Here is a 17,352-nt window from a genome sequence, read left to right on the forward strand (position 1 = left end):
ATATAGGGTTATTATTCAATGTAACTAAAATAATTTAAAAGGAGATAGGAAGTTATGTTTAAAGTAAAAACAAGGGGAAAAATAAAAGAAATTGTTATGGTTTCAACGGCTTGTACCATGTTGTCAATGTATGGAGCACCAATTTCTAGTACAGAGGCAGCAACCCGATCTCATGCCCCATCAGTTTATGTAACACCACAGAATACTGCTGCTTCAGATATTATTAGCATAGACTGGTCACCAGTCCAAACAGCACCTTATACATATTGGGCTGTGCATAACTGGAATCAGGGAGGAGAAGGTGGTGGTTATGCGGGCTTCCAACAACAAAGTGGTTTTGATCAATTCGGTAAACGTACCCTTCACTTTGCGCTTTGGGATCCAATAGCATCAAACCAAGCAATAAAAGCTGAATATTTATCGCCGACTTCAGAAGCCAGTAGATTTGGTGGAGAAGGAACAGGTCTAAAGGTACAAACAACTTATAATTGGAAAGATAGTGAATGGTATCGAATGACTCTACGTTCTTGGCAAGAAGATGGCCATACAAAGTTTGGCCAGTGGATAAAAGATAATAAATTAAATCAATGGAAGTTAGTTGCTATTATGGATCATCCAGTTGCAAATGTGGCATTTAACTATGGTTTATCGATGTTTCAAGAGGACTGGGCTGGTAATGGACAAGATGTAAGAGAAGCACGTCTTAAAAATGGATACAGCAGAAAAGTTTCAGATAAACAATGGAATTCTTGGAATAATCAGCGTATCTCTGGGCAACATGATACGTCCTATCAATACGATGGAGGAGCAACTTCAGAATATCTATGGGTTAGGGCAGGAGGAAATACTCAATCAACTATTGGTACTGGAAAAACCTTTAATATAAATCAGCCTAGTCAACCAGAAATGGGAAATTTAGATTTTGATATTCAAAATACTCGCTTTGAAGATGGAAAATTAAATGTTTCATGGAAATTGAAAGAACAAAGTACTCCACAGTTTAAAGGGAAAATTGAAATCTATGACAATGAAAAGTTAATGGGACAACCTTTGAAAGTAATCGATAATATTAAGTCTTACAAAACTGAGGTAAGTCAAACTATGCAATTGCCTCAAACGGCTTTTGCTAAAATTACATTAACAGACATATTTGATCGAACTGTAGAGAAAAAAGTAGAAATTACAAATGGAAATTCTGATATTTTAGTAGGGAACCAATTTGCATGGTCCCTAAAAGGATATAGTGATCGAGAAATTGCAAAAGTAGATTATAATAAAACAGCAGAAGAGCTGAAAATCAAATTAGAAGCTGGTGTGCCGCATTCTTATTTCAATAGCACATATGCAAGTATTAAAGTCCAGAATTCATCTGGTAGCGTTTTGTACAATAAGGAAATTATGGGAAATAGACAACAAAATGCTGAAACCCAAACAGTACCTGTAAAAGAGGGAGATTATATAGAATTTACTCATATAGAAGGGGAAGTGGCGAAGGAAAAAACACGAGCGACTTTAACTAACCTTGAGAATGGAAAACAGGAATATATAGGAAAGAAAAGAACATATCGGGTTACATCTACAGGTTTAATCAGACAATAGACGTATTAAAAAGTTGGGGGAATCCCCAACTTTTTTATCATTTTAGTCAAGAGGATTCCTTCTTCAAGGAATGCGAAGTGAGTAGGTGGAGATAAACTGGCTTCGAATAACGGATAGCAGGAAGCTTTATCAATAAGTATGCAAATATTTTAAAAACTAATTTTTATACAAAAAGTGTATACTTATGACAAAAAAGTTTCGTTAAACCAATAATTTTGTTTTGGGTAAATTTAAGGTGCGTAATTAATATGCATTTTTCGAGAAAAATGCATAATTATGTCAAATTTTCTTCATTTACATGACCATGAACGTGGTATAAAAATGAAGCATATCCAAAATTATTAAAGGAGCTGAAAAAATGATTAAAAAACTTATTATTGGTTCTATTTTTTTAGGAACAGCAATAGGAGTAAGTAAACCTACATTTGCTTCAACAAATGATTCTCCATCACAGTTTCAAGATAGGGGAAATGCCCAAGTTCAATCAATACCATCACCATGGCAGTATTTAGGGCAAACCTCTAGGGAACTTCAAATTAAAACTAAGGATCCAAAAGTGCTTGCTTTTGAATTAGCAAAAGAGGCTCCATTTTACGAAGATGAATTAGTGGATGTGTGTTCTGCAATCTTAAGAGAAAATGTAAATGTAGTATATTGGACAAGTAAGGAATGGGCTAGATTTGAAGTAGGAAATTACGAGTTTAAACATGAAATGAAAATTTATAGAGATAAAGAACGTCAGCAATTAATTACTTCACTAGAATCATAAAAAAAATAGAAGCTATCTTTAGTAAGATATGCATCCAATGTAGACAGGAAAAGAAAGCACATAAAACTGTTTCGATATTGGAAAGTAAACTAAAAAAACAAGTATAATTACTTGTTTTTTTTAGGTACAGTAATTATTTAGAAGGCTTAGCTTGTGCATGGTCACCTACATTAATTGGATAACCATAATCCGCTCTACAACATGATTGGGATACAAAAGCTAGAAAGATATCAATCCATTTATTTTTAAATTGAATTAATATTCCTCCATCATGGTATGATTCGTTATATTTTGAAAAATCATTTCACAAGCAATATGTAATACTTTATGGGAACATTATTAAATTTGAACGATATTAACAGAACTTTGTTGATAATTAGCTAAAAAAGTATTGTACGATTAAATACATTGTGTTACATTTGTGTTACAAAACTATTACTTAATGTTATTATTGTTTCGTTAATGTTTCTTGTTGTTTCTGTAATGTTACGAAATTTATAGATGTTTTATGTGTATAGGAGTGTGTGTAGTAAAGAGTCTGAGTTGAAAATAAGTGCACACTTTAAATTTCCTTTCTGTCTGAATGAAGAAGACTACCAACTAATTAAGGGGTTTAAAGTAAAAACTTTAAATAAAATGTGCTTCCTTTCCCACACACAATTTAGTACATATTTAAAGTACAGTCTAGTTGCTACACAGACTCTTGTACATATAAACATTAAGGTGAAATAGAGATAAGGATTTATTACATAAAAAGCATTACTTAGCTAAACGTAAAAATATTATCTGTGCATTTTGATAAAATGTTAAAATGCCTAGATGATATTTTTTAGAAGATTTCTTGGATATGTTTATGAATAACAATTTCTAATACTTAATGATTCTCTACTGCTAAAATATCCAATAATTTATGTAATTGGATTTATAAGGTGTATGTACATTCACTTATATAGGGAAAATGAGGTTTTTCATATGAAGTATAGTTATAAAGTTTTTATATTTATTTGGACAATTATTTTATTGTTTTTTCTACTTTATTATGGTTACAGTGAATTTTCCGACACCGAGCAGGTGCCAGTCATAACAATCAAAAAATAGAAGTGAAAAATATTGAGAAAACCAAATGAGATAAAAATAGATACAGTAGAAAGACTACTACAGGAAGTAATTAATCGTACGAAGTTAGATGAAATATTGGAAATAAAAAACTTTAATGGAAAATATGTTGATTGCTGCTTGGGGAGAAAATTGTAGATATCACAATTGGTATAAAGATATTCATGAGTTATTCAGAGGTTACGATTTACACTGCCTTAGGAAAAAAAGATAGGTTTCCGAGAAACCCTTTATATTTAAGTAACGATTCAAGCTAATAGATTACATAAAATCAGAGCGGATTGTGCATCGTCTTATTCGAACTACAAGAAACCATAAACGAACAAGTAAAGCGGGACTTAGAGTAAACTGTAATGGTGAAACAGGAGGAGACGCATGGGTGTGGTGTTCAATTTGTCATGAAGAACATCCCGTTCTTTTCTGATATGTTTCAATATAATCAAGGAAACCCCTATCATTCCTTACCATTATGTCAGCACACATATATGGTATACGCTCATTTAACAGAGAATTATGTAGGGGAAGATTTATTTCTTCTGCAAAGTGCTGCAGCATTCCATGATACAGGTAAACCGTTTTGCCGTGTATTTAAAAAGCTCAAAGGGTACCATTCGTATTATGGTCACGAATATGTCAGTACTCACATCGCTTGCCACTTTTTAATGGAACTTGGTTTCGAATAGGAGTTTATTGAGAAAGTATTAATGATTACAGAGTTTCATATGAAGATGTTACATGGCGGGGAAGAGGCAGCACGTGAAATCTATCATTACTGCGGTGATGAGATGCTTACGAAATTATATTTTTTCCGAGATGCAGATGCATTTGCGAAGTAAAGAAGGGAAAAAATGCTTGTAAATATCCACGAACATTGCACGTTCCTTGGTCGATAGGGGTAACAAGTGATGACCGTGTTCTACAAAATATGGACGGATTTGAAACTCAAGAAGTAATCGTACTAGAAAAGTTAGATGGTGAAAATACATCCCTTTATAAAGATGCTATTCATGCAAGGTCGTTATCAAGTGGTCATCACCCATCGAGAACATGGGTAAAAACGTTACAAGGAAGTATGGGGTATAGAATTCCAGAAGGATGGCGTATATGTGGTGAAAATGTATATGCTTGTCATAGCATTCACTACACAGCACTGACTTCCTATTTTTATGTCTTTTCAATATGGAATGAGAAAAATGAATGTTTATCGTGGGATGCAACAGTTGCATGTTGTAAAAAGTTAGGCCTTGCACACGTTCCAGTGTTATATCGTGGCCCCTATAATGAAAAGGTAATTCGTTCGTGCTACAACGGTACTTCACTCTTTGGAGGGATTCAGGAAGGGTATGTACTTAGATTAACGGATGCGTTTCACTATAATGATTTTTCAAAATCCGTAGGGAAATTTGTTCGAAAAGACCATGTGCAATCCAATCAGCACTGGATGACACAAGCGGTTATCCCCAATAAATTAGCAAAATAAAAACACGCAATTCCAAATGGAACTGCGTGTTTTTTCGTTTTCTAACATCATTTGACGTTCATGTATGGTTACTCTTATCAGAGAATATACTCCCTAACACGGAAAGCTATTAATTTATTAGTTTTTATTCGTAACTTTTAAAGTATCTAATACGACTTTAGTCGCGTCAGCAATAAGCTTATCATTATATTCTGCATCTTCTTTATCATGATTAGAAAGGATGGCAAGAACAATTGGCTTTTTGTTTGGTGGCCAAATAATCGCAATATCATTCCTTGTTCCATAAGATCCTGCGCCTGTTTTATCAGCTACTTCCCATCCTTTTGGTACGCCCGCACGAATCAACTTATCACCAGTCGTATTTCTCTTCATCCAATCTACTAATAATTCACGTTTCTCTGTTGGAAGTGCAGATCCTAATGTAAATGATTGAAGTGTCTTAGCGATCGCTTCTGGTGTACTGGTATCGCGCGTTTCTCCAGGATGTACTTCATTTAATTCAGGTTCAAATCGTTCAGATTTAGTAACCGTATCTCCTGTTTCTCTCAAGATTTTTTCAAATGCGGATGGACCACCTAATTTTTTAAGAATTAAATTATGTGCCGTACTGTCACTATATCGAACAGAAGCATCTGCAAGTTCTTTTAACGTCATTCCTGTATCCACATGCTTTTCTGTAATTGGATTATAATTAGAAAGGTCTTCACGCGTATACGTAATCCTTTCATCAAGAGCTTCTATTGAGTTCTGACGTAAAAGAGCTCCCGCTGCTAATGATTTAGATGTAGAGGCAAATGCAAAACGATCATTTGGATGATAAGCAACAGTTTGATTTGTACCTGTATCCAGAGCATAGATACCAAGCTTAGCATTATATTCTTTTTCAAGCTTAGCAAAAGAATCATGACCTGTATTTTCTTGTTTAATTTGCTTTATTTGTTTTGTTTGCTTAGGTGGTTCAGATGGAGTATTACTATTAGAACACCCTATTAGTGTTACACATGAAAGTAATACGACAGGTACAATCTTTTTGTAGGTAAAGAACTTGTTTAAAACGTACATGAATTTTCAACCTCTTTCAACAATATATGGATTTTGTTTTGGTATTTTAAATACCGATGTTAATTAAAGTGGGTGTTGGATACCAATACTTCTGAAGTTGAATTTTAACAGGATAAGCAGAACCAAAGCGTTTATATGAATGAACGGTTACTGTTTAGGGTGTTTCTTTTTTGCTTACACTTGTAATAGTTTACCTGTGAAAGTATTAAACTCGTAACATTTAAATGAAGTATTTCAATACACACTTTTTTTACATCACTTTACTTTTGGGAATAATAAGTCCTTTCATATTTTTAGGAATACACATAATAGACACTCTAAGTAATAAATTTGTTCCATTTTAACTTGGTGAACGGTAAAGAAAATACAATGAATTGTAAATGAAACCTGTACGGGAGTATAGTACAGTGCATATGAAAAACCCCTCAATGCTATCTCTGAAAAAATCATAATTCTCGGCTTTATAAACTGTATTTTCAAAAACATTGCGAGCTTGTAAGAAAAATGAAAGGTAATTCAATATGAGATAAACAACCTTACTACTACAATGAAAAACAGAATTATTCTTAAAAATCATGAGATACGATATCAAGTTATTTGCGTGTTTAATATATTTGACCAAATATTCCAGTTTCAATAGGAAAAGTCGAATCAGACCATTAACGAATGGTATATTATTCGTATTTTGGAAAAGTCAAAATGTAGACAAGCATCTTCTATCAAATCTCATTCTTAGTGTGTACATTTGGAGGGGATTTCTCATATGAAATTAGTAAAAGTAACAGATGTTAGTTAGGAGAAAGATGATAATGTTAACAAATTCTATGGTAAGGTGAAGAAAGAAGGTAGCGTAGGTCTATTCCTACGTGTATATCATTTAGATAAAAAAGGTGTAACAGCTTGGGAGGAAGTGCAGGAAGACGAGCTTCCTAAGAAAGTAAAAGAAAAACTAGGTGTGAAATAATCATTTATTTGTGATGGTGGATTCTCCTACGTCGAGGGTTTGCCGTTTTTTATTATATGTTATGTTGTAATTTTTTATATGAAGTATATTGAAAAGATAGGGTAGATCTTCTGGAATGATATTTCCATAATTAATAATTTGTACGTTAACCTTTCCATTATTACTAATTCCTTTTATATCAACAAATTTCCCCACATATCCCTTTGTACCAATATCTTTTAAAGTACGTATAAAAAATGCCCTTTATCTTATCTTTATCTTATCTTTACCTTATCTTTAAATTTTTATATTAAACTTGAAACCTTAAAGTATTGATGTTTGAGTCTAAAAAGGGCGGGAGATAGATGTTCATTACATAGTTTGTAAATAACCAATTACCTTTGAAAAATTGAATTTTTTATACGAGGAGGAATATATGAAGGATACAAGTAAAAAACAAATTATAAAAGTGTTCCTTATTAGTATTTTAGGCTTAGGAATAATACTTGGAATGCTTTATTTTAATCATAAAACCAATATTCAACAAAATAAAGCACTAGCCACCGAAAAACGTGTATTGCAATATAAGTCTACCTTAAAAAAAGAATTAGAAAAATATAATTTAGGAGAGAAAACTGCAGTTTTATTAGGAATTATGTACCAAGAGAGTAGAGGTGAGGGAAACGACCCTATGCAGTCATCCGAATCACTTGGATTAAAACCAAATGAAATTCAAGAGACAAGCTTGAGCATTAAACAAGGGGTAAAACACTTTGCTAAAATGTACAAATATGGAACGGACAAGGATGTTAGCATGGATACAATTATTCAAAGCTATAATATGGGGCCAGGGTATATTGATTTTATTGCTAGTCAAGAAGTTAAACAACACTCGGAGGATTCAGCCAAAACGTTTTCTAAGATGAAGGTTGATCAAAATCCAGCGATGTATACTTGTGGTGGAAATAAAAATAATTTTAGGTATCCATATTGTTATGGTGATTTCACATATGCCACAAAGGTAAATGAAAAAACAAAACTTATTGAAGAACTTCTTCGAAATGTACATATCTCTTCTAAATAAGTTGCAGAATGAAATATAATGATACCATCAGTTATTAACAATAATATCTAAGAAAAAAACTACTTTCTTTCTTAATTCACACAATTTTCAAAAATAAATTCCGTGGATGTCAATATTTGTTATATAGTATATTTGTCAAAGCATTACCCCTAAAGTTTCTAAAGTCAAGCTGTAAGATAGTTTGTTTGTTTGTTTGGCCCGTATTTTCACCTTAAAACAAAAAAACTTGTAGAGATTCCTGCAAGTTTTTTTTGTTTTAAGGGTTAAAAGTGGATTTTAAATATAGTTGCAATTTTTTGAGGGGGAAAAGTAAATGTTTATAAAAACAGAAAGATTATTAATACGAAAATTTGAGTTCAAAGATTGGCAAGCTGTTCATGAGTATACATCAGATATCAATGTTATGAAATACATACCTGAAGGGGTTTTTACTGAAGAAAATACAAGGAACTTTGTGAATGAAAACATTGGTGAAAACGCTAAGAACTTTCCTGTAGTATTAATTAATAAAGATATTCTGATTGGTCATATAGTTTTTCATAAATATTTTGGTGAGCATACATATGAGATTGGTTGGGTGTTCAATCCAAAATACTTCAATAAAGGATATGCTTCTGAAGCAGCACAAGCTACATTGAAATATGGCTTTAAGGAAATGAAATTACATAGGATTATAGCTACATGTCAGCCACAAAATATTCCATCATATCGAGTGATGGAGAAGATTGGAATGAGAAGAGAAGGCTATTTTAGGAAGTGTATACCACATGGGAATGAATGGTGGGATGAATATTATTACGCTATTTTAGAAGAAGAGTAGTTTTTTAGAACGCACTATTTAAAACGGCAGATTAAAAACAAGTAGGTTATATTTCTTCTGCATATGTTATGAAAATAGTATAATTTAAGAACCCACAATGAAGATAATTACTGATAAAGATATGGTAGTGATGAGATCAGTTGTAGGTTTTGGTGAAAAAAAGTTATCAAACTTGGACATACTAATACTATTCCTCTACAAAGGCTTATAAACGGTATGAAAACAAAACAGTTGTTCAAGTGTAAGAATTTTGAGCCTAACTTTATTTTGTAAATAGTGAGATGATACATGCGGTACAACTTGAATCTTCGTAAAGAAGTATTTCTACATGTATATTACACTGAAAAAAAGTGCAATAGCTTGGGAAGGTGTGAAGATAGACGAGTTTCCAACAAAAGTAAATGAAAAAATAAATATGAAATGATTAGTTACTTGGTGCGGATTATGTTGGTCAAGATAACAAAATGTATTCAGTTATTCCTGTTGGATGGGGTGAAAAAAATAATCTTTGGGCTGAAGAGAAAAACGTAGGCGTGCAATCTAATGAGAATAATCCAAATAATTACAAGCCTCAAATAAACGAAGGCAAGAATATTGAAACGAATGATAAGCCCGCATCTAGTACAGCAGGTATAAAGGCAGATAATAAGCCCGAAGAAGCTACTACCAATTGTAAACCTAATAATAAAGAAGTTGAACAATATCATAATAAGGAACAGCAACATAAGGAAGTAGAAGGATTTAAGCCGAGCGATGCAGACATGGAGCGTATTAAACGACAAGAAGACCGGTGGAATACACCATCAGGTGGTGTTGGTGCTACATGGCAAGAAGAAATGAAAAAACAGAAATAAAATAACATACCTATTATACGGATTAAGTGAATTTAAAGTGGAAAATTTATAGTCTTTATTATATTTCATTATATTCATTCTATAAAATTCAAAAAGATTTCCCAGCACCCTGTCTATTAAAAAACATTAATATTGTTTTTGATATTGTCTTATAAGAAGGAATTCATTTAAGATATTAATTGAAAATATTGATTGGGAGGATGTTAGAAATGGAATTAAATAATGTGGATGGAATTAGTATAGAAAAAAGTACAAGTATTAACATGGAAGAAATGGAGTTATTGTTACTAGCTGATCCCTCAACAGAAGTAGTTAATGGATATCTTAAAAAGGGAGATTGTTTTGTTTTAAAAAAAGGTGCTGTTACTGTAGGTATTATGATTTTAATTCCTACCCGAACAGAAACGATTGAGATTATAAATATAGCAGTTTCCGAAAAAGAGCAAGGAAAAGGATATGGGAAATATTTACTTGGGTTTGCTATAGACTATGCTAAAAAAGAAGAATATAAAACTATAGAAATAGGCACAGGAAATTCTAGTTTAATGCAACTAGGCCTTTATCAAAAATGTGGTTTTAGAATAACCAGTGTGGATAAGGACTTTTTCTTACGAAATTATAATGAAGAAATATATGAAAATGGTATTCAATGTATGGATATGATTAGGTTAACGCAAAATTTATAAAAATTATTTGTACATAAAAATCGCAACCCCCATTAAATGTAGAGGGTTGCAATTTTTTTGATGTAAAGCGTCATTATGATTTTTGGGTAGCATTAAGGAGTTTATGTATTTGAGAATTATTACAAAATCAACAAGTGTTAATAAATTCATCTGTTATGTCAACAATTTGAATATATTTCAAATTGTTTTTTATAATTCAGATAGATTTTTTTCCATTAATTTTAATGAAAAGTAAAAAATATGAAACTCATCCATTTTAGTTATGGTTAAATGTTCATTTAAATCACTAAAAAATGGGATTTATTGGATAATTATAAGCATAATTTTTTCTTTATTCAAGGATGAAAATCGTACTAAATGTAGATATAACAACTATTATATTGTTTTAATGATATAAAAATATTTGGTTTTTTTAAAAAGAATTTTCTGAATTATAAATATTATTATATATTGAGAAAGTAAAAAAATAGAAAAATATCAATTGAATCCCAAAAAATAACGTGTGAATATTATAGATATAAATTACATCTTGATATTTCGCATGAATTTCTACAAATTTAGATGTTTATTAAATTAGGAGGATTGATAGTGCCAAAAATGTAGTTTGTTGCTAATTCAGTATTTTATATGCATCCATGGGATTTTAGAACGCACAGTTATTATTTGCTAGTAAGCATTTTAATATCAAATCTTTTGGGGAAGTGATAAGTAATGGTCACAGTATTAAATAATGAAACTAAAAGTTTATTAGTTGAAAAAATTGCAAATAAAAATGCGTGTATTGGATATGTAGGCCTAGGTTATGTTGGACTACCATCGGCTCTTAAATGTTTAGAAGTAGGTTATGCGGTAAGAGGTTTTGATAAAAACTCAGTAAAAATAAGAAAACTAGAACGTGGAATAAGCTATATCAGTGATATTCAAGATACTGAAATCCAAGATGCTTTACATACAAATAGATTTTTTGTTAGTACAGAAATGGATTATATAAACGAATGTGATGTTGTAGTTATATGTGTTCCTACACCATTAGAAAGAACTAGTAAACAACCAGATTTAACATATATTCATTCAGCAGTTGATGAAATAGTTAAATATATTAAAAAAGGTACATTAATTATCTTAGAAAGTACTACTTATCCAGGTACTACAAGAGAAGAAGTTTTATACAAATTAGAACAGAAAACTAATTTTAAAATTGGTGTAGATATATTTGTAGCATACTCTCCAGAGCGAATCGATCCTGCAAATCAATCGTTTTCAATTCAAGATATTATAAAAATCGTAGGTGGAGTTACATCTAATTGTACCGATTGTGCAGCAGCTTTCTATAGTAACTTAATTAAGGATATTCATAAGGTAAGCAGTCCAGAAGTAGCAGAGACAGCTAAGTTATTAGAAAATACGTATCGTTTTATAAATATCGCTTTTATTAATGAAATGACACAAATTTGTAATGAGTTAAACATAAATATTTGGGAAGTAATTGATGCCTCAGGAACTAAGCCATTTGGATTTCAAAAATTCTATCCTGGCCCTGGCGTAGGAGGACACTGTATTCCGATTGATCCTATTTATTTTAAGTGGATTGCAAATAATAAGGATTTAGCAACAAAAATGATTGATGTGGCAAGAGAAATTAATGAAAACATGCCTAAGTACGTTCTTAATAGAGCACTACAGTTACTAGATGATAAAGATGGTAAGGATATTCTTATGGTTGGTGTTGCATATAAAAAGAATGTTAATGATGCTAGGGAATCGCCAGCTTTGGATATTATGAATGATTTAATGATAGAAGACTATAACGTGGATTATTACGATCCGTTTATAGAGGAACTCATTGTGGGCGATAACACATTGAAAAAATCTATAGATTTAAACCTAAGTCAATTAGACAAATACACTTTAATTATTGTTCATACGGATCATGATTGCATTAATTTTAAATTGCTTAACGAGGTAAATTGTTTAATTTTAGACACAAGAAACATATTTAAAGATGAATCAGTATATAAAAAAAATATTATAAGTTTGTAGGTGATTACATGGTAGAGTTTATTCCTTTTTATCGACCGGAAATCAATGATGAAGATATAGATAGGGTAGTTTCTGCCCTTAAATCTGGATGGCTTTCAAAGGGGCCAAAAGTGATAGAGTTTGAAGAGAATTTAAAAGAATATCTGAATACTGAACATGTAGTAAGTTGTAATTCAGGGACTGCCGCATTACATTTAGCATTACTGTCTCTGGGAGTTGGATTAGAAGACGAAGTAATAGTTCCAAGTTTTACTTTTTGTTCAAGTGTAAACGTTATTATGCATGTAGGTGCAAAACCTGTATTTGTAGATATAGATGAAGAGAATTTATGTCTTGATCTTCAAGATGTTAAAAGAAAAATCACTAAAAAAACGAAAGCAATTATTGCAGTTCACTTTGCTGGATATCCGGCTAAATTAAAAGAACTTCAAAAATTATGTAAAGAATACGGACTGTTTTTGATAGAGGATGCAGCGCATGCATTAGGAACAAAATATGATAATACTTTAATTGGTACACATGGAGATGTTATTTGTTTCAGTTTTTATGCCACAAAAAATATAACAACAGGTGAAGGTGGAGCGTTAGTCACTAAAAATGAATCGATTGCTGAAAAAGCTAGATTATATGGTTGGCATGGTATCACCAAAAATGCATGGAATCGTTATGGTGAAGAAGGAAGCTGGCGTTATGATGTTCTATTACCTGGGTTTAAATATAACATGATGGATCTACAAGCTAGTTTGGGTATTAGTCAGTTAAAAAGAGCTGATGAAATGATTGAAAAACGCAAGAGAATAGCTGAAAGGTACCAAGAGGAATTAAAAGAGGTTCAAGAGTATATAACGTTACCTAATTATACTAACAATCCAAGTGTAAAACACGCATGGCATTTATTTGTTATAAAAATTAATTCTAATTCTCCTGTTAGTAGAGATCAGGTAATTCAAGAAATGAAAAAGAGAAACATTGGGCTAAGTGTTCACTTTATTCCTGTTCACATGCATCCGTATTATGAAGAGAGATTTAACGTATATTTACCTAAAACGGAAGAGATATTTAATCAAATTATTTCATTACCACTGTATAGTGCTCTTACAGACAATGAGGTTGAACATATTATAACGTCTTTAAAAAGTCTATATCAATTAAAAATAGGGAGGTAAATATTTATGAAAATTGGGGTTATTGGTGGCAGCGGATTTATTGGTAAGCATGTTACAAAGGAGTTACTAGCAAGGGGGTATGAAGTAGTTATATTTGATAAATTTAAACCAAGTATTGATGTTCCTTTTAAAGAAATTGATATTTTAGATATTGCAACATTAAGAGAAAATCTTATTGATGTCGATGGGGTAATCCATTTAGCTGCATTAGTGGGTGTTGATAATTGCCGTTTAAATGAAGAAGATGTAGTGAGGGTGAACTTTGAAGGCACGAAAAATATTGTACAGGTTTGTAACGAAAATGGCATAGAAAAATTATTGTTTTCTTCCAGTTCGGAGGTATATGGGGATGGAGTGAGTGTTCCGTTTAAAGAAAATGATATTAAAATTCCAAAATCAGCTTATGGAAAAGCTAAATTAATGTCCGAAGATTATTTGAAAGAATACGCTAGTAATAGTTTGAAAATTAGAGTGGTTCGTTATTTTAATGTATACGGTTCAGAACAAAATGATAACTTTGTAATTTCTAAGTTTTTAAAACAAGCTCATAGTGGTGAAGATATTACTATTTATGGAGATGGACAGCAAATTAGATGTTTTAGTTATATAAGTGATATTGTTAACGGAACTATACTAGCCTTTGAATATGAAGGAGAAAACTTTGCAGATTTTAATATTGGCAATAACAAACCTATATCTATGGAAGAACTAGCGATAAAAATTAATGAATTAATGGGCAATAAAAGTAAAATTAAATTTCTTGATTTAGGTGAAGAGGGAGTCCGAAATTCTAGCATTGAAATCTTTAGAAGAATCCCTTCAATAGAGAAAGCTAAATTATTTTTAAACTATCAACCAATTATTTCATTAGATAAAGGACTAGAGATAATAATAGGGGAGAAGTATGGAAACACAGTATCTATATCCTAAGAATCCAAAGAAAATTAAGTATCCCATATATTCTTCTCCTTGGAGTATATCTGATCATGTATTTTTTTTGAAAAGTGTATATAGACCTAATGATTCTAAACTTAAAAAAAGTCTTCAAGCTCTTTATCCGGATGCAGAAATTGTATTAACTAATAGCGGTACATCTGCATTAGTAGTTGGTTTAAAGTACTTAAAAGTGGCAAAGGGAGATGAAGTAATTCTATCAAACTTTAATTGTCCTAATGTAATAGAAGCAATATTAACGGTGGGAGCAAAACCTGTATTAATTGATTTAAACACTAATCATTCAATTTCTCTTAATAAAATAAAAAAACATTGGAATGCTAATACAAAGGCAATTATTCTTACGCACTTGTATGGATGTCATGACGATTTAGAAATTATTGACTGGGCTAGAGAAAATAATATTTATATCATCGATGATGCTGCACAAGCAATGTTTTCTTATCAAAATGGAAAGCCAGTTGGTAGTTTAGGCGACATTGGTATTTTAAGTTTTGGGGGAACTAAACCGATCCCAAGTATTGGGGGAGGAGCGTTACTTCTTAATCGTACAATAAGTGAATTATGTGACATGGGTGAAGAAAAGAAGGAAGAAGTAATTTTAGATTATAAGAATCATTTAAAAACACAATTAGCTATAAAAATAAAAAAGAGTAGAGTACTGAGTTTATTTACTAATTATTGGAGGAAATTAGAGATTCTGCCCTCCTATAATAATAGTAAATTAGATTCTTTACCGGAGAAAACGGAAGTTATAAATCCAAAAAGAATGTCTATAGTACGTTCATTGTTAATTGATAAACACCTACAGAAAACAAAGAAGATTTTAGAAATAAATATATGCAACGCTAGTCTGTGTTATACAATGCTGCAGGAAATTGAAGAAAAGTATGGCGTTAAGATTATATTTTCAGCTCAGAATGTTTATTTAAACTATTTTACCATTATATTCAAAGAATCATCTGATAGATATGAGTGTTCTGTACATTTAGCGGAAAAAGGTATACAAACTTGTTGGAATTACTTACCCCTGAGTGAGATCCCTATTTTTTCGAAGTACGCAACTGAGTCAGAAAATATAGATTATTTATGGCCAAGGGTATTATCAATACCTTTTAAATATCCTTTAGTGAATAAGGACCTTAAGTATATATGTAGTCAAATTCTGAAATATTTAGAGAATAAGAATTAAAAGGTGATTATATGGAAATCGAAATATGTACTGACGCCCAATATTGGGATGCCTGTATGGAAGAATACAATGGTTCTGTATTTCATAGTTACGAATGGGGAAAGTTAATGGAATTATTACCTGGTGTTCAATTTTTCCCAGTACTAATAGAAACACGAGATACAGTAGTTTTAACTCCTATGTATGTACAGGATGGTAGGCTTTTGGGAAGTTTAATTGGTTATGGAGGTCCAATAATAATTGGCCAAGATAAAATAGATTTTTCAGTTTATGAATCCATAATAAATAAGAAGTTTGAAAATAAAATTCAAAAGCTTTTATTACCTATAACGATAAATCCTTTTCAAAGTTATAGTAAAGAAAAGTGGGATTATAAAGAAACTTATATGTTAGATCTACCAAATAGGTTTGAGGATTTATGGACATCGTGTTCTGGAAAAGCTAGGACAAGTGTTAGGTATGCACGTAAACAGAATGTTGAAGTTCGTCCTATAACTGTAGCGGAATTAGATGAGTTTTACCAATTATATCAAGAACATAATACAAGTATAGGAGCGAGTTATTCATTTAGTAGAGAGTTTTTTTATCATTTAGTTCTTAATTTGCAAGAAAAAATCCTTTTCTTAGGGGCATTCTTAGAAGAAGAATTAATTAGTTCCAGCATTTTTATAATGGATAAAAAGGTTTTATATTATTGGATTAACATTAACAATACCGAAGGGAAAAATTCACAATCTTCATATTTACTACTAAATGATGCGTTTGAATTAGCAATTCATAATAAATTAAAGTATGCGGATTTAGGATATTCACATAATAAAGGGATTGCTAGACCTAAGATATACTGGGGGGCAGCTTTGAAAAAATGTTTTTGTTTAAAAGAAAGGATTTAAACTATGATTATTAGTGGCCACCAACCAAGTTATTTACCTTGGTATGGTTTTTTTGAAAAAATTCATAAATCAGATGTGTTTGTATTTCATGATATAGCACAATTTGAAAAAAAAGGTTTTTTAAATAGGAATCGTATTAAAACTTCACAAGGAGCGTCTTGGTTAACTGTTCCAATACAAATGAAGAATTATAAAGAAATTCCATTTAATAAGTTAAAGATAGACAATACTCAAGATTGGGAACGGAAGCATTGGAAAGCAATAAGAATTAATTATTCTAATGCACCTTACTTTAATGTATATAAGGATTATTTAGAAAATTTTTATTCAGAAGATTGGATTAATTTAAATGATATGAACATGAATTTTATTCATTTTATTATCCGTGAATTAAACATTGATACGGAACTATATTATGTATCAGATTTAGAGGGGATTACAGGTAAGAAAAGTGATTTTGTATTAGAGTTGTGTCAGAAATTTAATGCCAGTACTTATTATTCTGGAAGTTTAGGGCAAGATTATTTAGACGAAAATGATTTTGAGAATGAAAATATAGAAATTATCTACCAAAGAATAAGGGATTATTCCTACAAGCAATTATTTGGGGAATTTATACCACATTTATCTATTTTAGATATTTTACTAAATTGTGGACCAAAGGAAACAGAAAAATTAATTAAAGGAGTCTAAA

The 17,352-nt window shown here is 31.2% G+C and carries 15 protein-coding genes and 3 pseudogenes; 16 read left to right on the forward strand and 2 right to left on the reverse strand.

Annotated elements, in window-relative coordinates; genetic code table 11:
* The first annotated feature begins 54 nt into the window (after positions 1-54).
* Both AC0ONG_RS10890 and AC0ONG_RS10895 read left to right on the forward strand, forming a co-directional pair.
* Positions 55-1,599, forward strand: coding sequence for a DUF3472 domain-containing protein (locus tag AC0ONG_RS10890; RefSeq protein ID WP_074789514.1), 1,545 nt, complete (start codon positions 55-57; stop codon positions 1,597-1,599).
* 358 nt (positions 1,600-1,957) lie between these two features.
* Complete coding sequence (locus AC0ONG_RS10895) at positions 1,958-2,368, forward strand: hypothetical protein (protein ID WP_000592185.1); 411 nt, start codon at positions 1,958-1,960, stop codon at positions 2,366-2,368.
* 133 nt (positions 2,369-2,501) lie between these two features.
* Here AC0ONG_RS10895 and AC0ONG_RS10900 read toward each other — a convergent pair.
* Positions 2,502-2,657: pseudogene (locus AC0ONG_RS10900) on the reverse strand (DUF2278 family protein); the annotation flags it as partial.
* A 1,180-nt stretch (positions 2,658-3,837) separates the two neighbouring features.
* On the opposite strand from AC0ONG_RS10900, the gene AC0ONG_RS10905 reads away from it, so the two are divergent.
* The 3 genes from AC0ONG_RS10905 to AC0ONG_RS10915 are packed head-to-tail and all read left to right on the forward strand — an operon-like array spanning position 3,838 to position 4,964.
* Complete coding sequence (locus AC0ONG_RS10905; RefSeq protein WP_000240601.1) at positions 3,838-4,167, forward strand: HD domain-containing protein; 330 nt, start codon at positions 3,838-3,840, stop codon at positions 4,165-4,167.
* Positions 4,168-4,188: 21 nt separating this feature from the next.
* A complete protein-coding gene (locus tag AC0ONG_RS10910) occupies positions 4,189-4,320 on the forward strand; it encodes a hypothetical protein (protein ID WP_000627209.1) in 132 nt (43 codons plus the stop codon).
* A 35-nt stretch (positions 4,321-4,355) separates the two neighbouring features.
* Positions 4,356-4,964, forward strand: a complete 609-nt coding sequence (locus tag AC0ONG_RS10915; RefSeq protein ID WP_003281362.1) for an RNA ligase family protein — start codon at positions 4,356-4,358, stop codon at positions 4,962-4,964.
* A 117-nt stretch (positions 4,965-5,081) separates the two neighbouring features.
* On the opposite strand, the gene blaIII is transcribed toward AC0ONG_RS10915, so the two are convergent.
* Positions 5,082-6,026 (reverse strand): class A beta-lactamase BlaIII, encoded by a 945-nt coding sequence (blaIII, locus tag AC0ONG_RS10920; protein ID WP_000289420.1) that lies wholly within the window; start codon positions 6,024-6,026, stop codon positions 5,082-5,084.
* Between the two features lie 859 nt (positions 6,027-6,885).
* On the opposite strand from blaIII, the pseudogene AC0ONG_RS10925 reads away from it, so the two are divergent.
* The 11 genes and pseudogenes from AC0ONG_RS10925 to AC0ONG_RS10975 all read left to right on the forward strand — a co-directional run.
* Positions 6,886-6,990: pseudogene (locus AC0ONG_RS10925) on the forward strand (YxeA family protein); the annotation flags it as partial.
* A gap of 415 nt (positions 6,991-7,405) precedes the next feature.
* Positions 7,406-8,053 (forward strand): lysozyme family protein, encoded by a 648-nt coding sequence (locus tag AC0ONG_RS10930; protein WP_000655724.1) that lies wholly within the window; start codon positions 7,406-7,408, stop codon positions 8,051-8,053.
* A 313-nt stretch (positions 8,054-8,366) separates the two neighbouring features.
* Positions 8,367-8,873, forward strand: a complete 507-nt coding sequence (locus AC0ONG_RS10935; RefSeq protein WP_000470152.1) for a GNAT family N-acetyltransferase — start codon at positions 8,367-8,369, stop codon at positions 8,871-8,873.
* 428 nt (positions 8,874-9,301) lie between these two features.
* Positions 9,302-9,727 (forward strand): annotated as a pseudogene (locus tag AC0ONG_RS10940) (hypothetical protein); the annotation flags it as partial.
* A 209-nt stretch (positions 9,728-9,936) separates the two neighbouring features.
* On the forward strand, positions 9,937-10,413 hold the full coding sequence (locus AC0ONG_RS10945; protein WP_000422453.1) for a GNAT family N-acetyltransferase: 477 nt from the start codon (positions 9,937-9,939) through the stop codon (positions 10,411-10,413).
* A gap of 711 nt (positions 10,414-11,124) precedes the next feature.
* Positions 11,125-12,453, forward strand: a complete 1,329-nt coding sequence (locus AC0ONG_RS10950) for a nucleotide sugar dehydrogenase (protein ID WP_000259078.1) — start codon at positions 11,125-11,127, stop codon at positions 12,451-12,453.
* Between the two features lie 8 nt (positions 12,454-12,461).
* Positions 12,462-13,619 carry a DegT/DnrJ/EryC1/StrS family aminotransferase gene (locus tag AC0ONG_RS10955; RefSeq protein ID WP_000229112.1) on the forward strand — a complete coding sequence of 386 codons (1,158 nt, stop codon included), beginning with the start codon at positions 12,462-12,464 and terminating at the stop codon, positions 13,617-13,619.
* 6 nt (positions 13,620-13,625) lie between these two features.
* A complete protein-coding gene (locus AC0ONG_RS10960) occupies positions 13,626-14,549 on the forward strand; it encodes an NAD-dependent epimerase/dehydratase family protein (protein WP_133964154.1) in 924 nt (307 codons plus the stop codon).
* Positions 14,524-15,765 carry an aminotransferase class V-fold PLP-dependent enzyme gene (locus AC0ONG_RS10965; RefSeq protein ID WP_000449978.1) on the forward strand — a complete coding sequence of 414 codons (1,242 nt, stop codon included), beginning with the start codon at positions 14,524-14,526 and terminating at the stop codon, positions 15,763-15,765. Before AC0ONG_RS10960 ends, AC0ONG_RS10965 begins: the two co-directional genes overlap by 26 nt.
* Before the next feature lie 11 nt (positions 15,766-15,776).
* On the forward strand, positions 15,777-16,658 hold the full coding sequence (locus AC0ONG_RS10970) for a GNAT family N-acetyltransferase (RefSeq protein WP_000401946.1): 882 nt from the start codon (positions 15,777-15,779) through the stop codon (positions 16,656-16,658).
* Positions 16,659-16,661: 3 nt separating this feature from the next.
* Positions 16,662-17,351 carry a WbqC family protein gene (locus tag AC0ONG_RS10975; RefSeq protein ID WP_000587149.1) on the forward strand — a complete coding sequence of 230 codons (690 nt, stop codon included), beginning with the start codon at positions 16,662-16,664 and terminating at the stop codon, positions 17,349-17,351.
* The last annotated feature ends 1 nt before the right edge of the window (position 17,352 follow it).

It is taken from the genome of Bacillus sp. TCT6 (assembly GCF_056033845.1).

What these genes read in the sequence shown, in the direction of transcription:
- AC0ONG_RS10955 (WP_000229112.1), top strand. Translation starts at nt 12,462, where the DNA reads ATGGTAGAGTTTATTCCTTTTTATCGACCGGAAATCAATGATGAAGAT.
- AC0ONG_RS10960 (WP_133964154.1), top strand. Translation starts at nt 13,626, where the DNA reads ATGAAAATTGGGGTTATTGGTGGCAGCGGATTTATTGGTAAGCATGTT.
- AC0ONG_RS10905 (WP_000240601.1), top strand. Translation starts at nt 3,838, where the DNA reads ATGGTGAAACAGGAGGAGACGCATGGGTGTGGTGTTCAATTTGTCATG.
- AC0ONG_RS10945 (WP_000422453.1), top strand. Translation starts at nt 9,937, where the DNA reads ATGGAATTAAATAATGTGGATGGAATTAGTATAGAAAAAAGTACAAGT.
- AC0ONG_RS10935 (WP_000470152.1), top strand. Translation starts at nt 8,367, where the DNA reads ATGTTTATAAAAACAGAAAGATTATTAATACGAAAATTTGAGTTCAAA.
- blaIII (WP_000289420.1), bottom strand. Translation starts at nt 6,026, where the DNA reads ATGTACGTTTTAAACAAGTTCTTTACCTACAAAAAGATTGTACCTGTC.
- AC0ONG_RS10950 (WP_000259078.1), top strand. Translation starts at nt 11,125, where the DNA reads ATGGTCACAGTATTAAATAATGAAACTAAAAGTTTATTAGTTGAAAAA.
- AC0ONG_RS10895 (WP_000592185.1), top strand. Translation starts at nt 1,958, where the DNA reads ATGATTAAAAAACTTATTATTGGTTCTATTTTTTTAGGAACAGCAATA.
- AC0ONG_RS10910 (WP_000627209.1), top strand. Translation starts at nt 4,189, where the DNA reads ATGATTACAGAGTTTCATATGAAGATGTTACATGGCGGGGAAGAGGCA.
- AC0ONG_RS10970 (WP_000401946.1), top strand. Translation starts at nt 15,777, where the DNA reads ATGGAAATCGAAATATGTACTGACGCCCAATATTGGGATGCCTGTATG.
- AC0ONG_RS10965 (WP_000449978.1), top strand. Translation starts at nt 14,524, where the DNA reads ATGGAAACACAGTATCTATATCCTAAGAATCCAAAGAAAATTAAGTAT.
- AC0ONG_RS10975 (WP_000587149.1), top strand. Translation starts at nt 16,662, where the DNA reads ATGATTATTAGTGGCCACCAACCAAGTTATTTACCTTGGTATGGTTTT.
- AC0ONG_RS10930 (WP_000655724.1), top strand. Translation starts at nt 7,406, where the DNA reads ATGAAGGATACAAGTAAAAAACAAATTATAAAAGTGTTCCTTATTAGT.
- AC0ONG_RS10890 (WP_074789514.1), top strand. Translation starts at nt 55, where the DNA reads ATGTTTAAAGTAAAAACAAGGGGAAAAATAAAAGAAATTGTTATGGTT.